The 2,020-nt window shown below is 35.2% G+C and carries 2 protein-coding genes; one reads left to right on the plus strand and one right to left on the minus strand.

The annotated features are described in order from the left end of the window. A partial coding sequence (locus tag AC2LE6_RS01965; protein WP_484477560.1) for a helix-turn-helix domain-containing protein occupies positions 1-797 on the plus strand: 797 nt, incomplete at its 5' end. Between the two features lie 15 nt (positions 798-812). Here AC2LE6_RS01965 and AC2LE6_RS01970 read toward each other — a convergent pair. Next, positions 813-2,020, minus strand: a 1,208-nt coding sequence (locus AC2LE6_RS01970) for a carbohydrate-binding domain-containing protein (protein WP_484477561.1), incomplete at its 5' end; no start/stop codon positions are given.

The raw sequence follows: 2,020 nt of genomic DNA on the forward strand, positions 1-2,020 counted from the left end.
CTATAAAAGCATTCATGTCGACTGCGACATTCTATAGATTGTTTTATGCACTAACTGGGTTTAGTGTAAAACAATACATAAGAACAAGAAGAATCACAAACGCAGTCACAGAACTAAAAACAACTACTAACTCAATTCTTGAGATAGCTCTTAATAATGGATTCTCATCTCATGCAAGTTTCACAAAAGCAGTAAAGAAATGTACAACCTTTACTCCGAATCAATTTCGTAATGATTCTATTAAATTTGAACTCGAAAGGTTAGATATAATGGATAAATACGTAAATGAAATAATAAAGAATCAGGACTACCCTGATATAAAAGTACTAAAAGAAATGAAACCAGTACGTGTAGCGTACTACAAATACTTTGGTAAAGATCCAGAAGATAATGCATTTAAAATTATGGGTGAGTGGTTTATAAAGAGTGGACTAGATATTGAAAAAGATAAAATCCGTGTCTTCGGATTTGACAATCCTGGTCCTTCAAAAGAGAACCAAAGAGAGTATGGATATGAAGTATGGGTTACAATAAGTGAAGATACTGTTGTGGAAGATGAACTTGTTAAAGCAAAAGTGTTTAAGGGAGGACAATACGCAGTAACTGGAGTACAAGGGTTAATCCCAGGTACAGGTGGAAAAGCCATTGGTGATGCATGGAAACGACTAAATGCTTGGATAAAAATTAGTAACTATAATTATGGAGAACACCAATGGTTAGAAGAACACATTGGGTTTAATGAAGAATTTATACACAACGGAAGCATGGATTTATATATGCCAATTAAAAAGACCTAATAATGGGTCTTTTTTTTATCTAAATAATGTTGTGACACTATCTTCAGACAATGTTACTGTATACATGTCAGTCCCTATCAACAAGTAATATGTTCCTCCTTGTTCTAATTCCTCAGAACTGAATATTAATGTTTCAAATGTATTTGTCGATGACATTGTAGTTAAAACAGTTTCGTTTTCATCTAATATTTCAATTGATGTACCAATACTATAGAAACCACCAAATGTTACTTGGAATGATGTTTGAGTTGATTTCTCATCATCAAACTCGTACGCCATAGTAGATGTACCAAGTGCGATTACAGTTCCACCATTTACTACACCTGTGATATCAAAATCAATTGGACTTTCAATGATGCCAGCGCTGTTTCCTTTACCGTTAACATATACTGTACCACCGTTGATGATAACGACACCGTTCGCATCAATTCCATCACCTGTTGATTCTACTAATAAAGTTCCATCGTTTATTATAATGTGAGGATCTGTCGATAAATCATACTCACCATTATCCGGATGATCAGCAGCTCCACCGACAGATGTGTTTGTTCCATTAGTTGCGTTTAATCCATCATCATACGCAGTTATACTTATATCTCCACCCTCAATTATAATTGAGAAACTTTCTAAACCTTCAGCTGAGTAGTCGATATCGATATCACCATCAAATATTGTTAGTAGTGTATCCGCATGAATTGCGTCATCTCCACTCTCAATACTGAATGTTCCACCATAGATTAGAATCTCCGTATCACTGTGAATTGCGTCTTCATATGAATCGATTAAGAATGTACCATCATTGATTGTAAGTGTACCTTGAGTTTTTAATGCTTTGAAACTTCCTTCGTCAGTTTCATCGATTTCAGTTGTAGTTGTTGTACTACCAGGTCTACCAGGAGGTCCACCTATACCTCCACCCATTTCTTCTTCTTGAATAGGGGCTGCTGCGCTACCATCACCTGTAAAGATTGTGAAGTCTCCACCATTGATAGTTAATGAGTCCTTACCATAAATTGCATCTCCAGTAGAGGTGATTTCATATACACCATCTTCAATTACTAAAGAGTCTTTTGATACAATTCCATCTTTATAATTCGCATCAATAATTAGCGTTCCTGTCCCTTGTAAAGTCATCGTATCTTTACTATATAATACACTAGTGATTTCTTCATCAGTATGTGATGAACCATCAGACAATGTATTGGTTGTTCCATCAGCTAATG

Source organism: Candidatus Izemoplasma sp. (genome assembly GCF_982632705.1).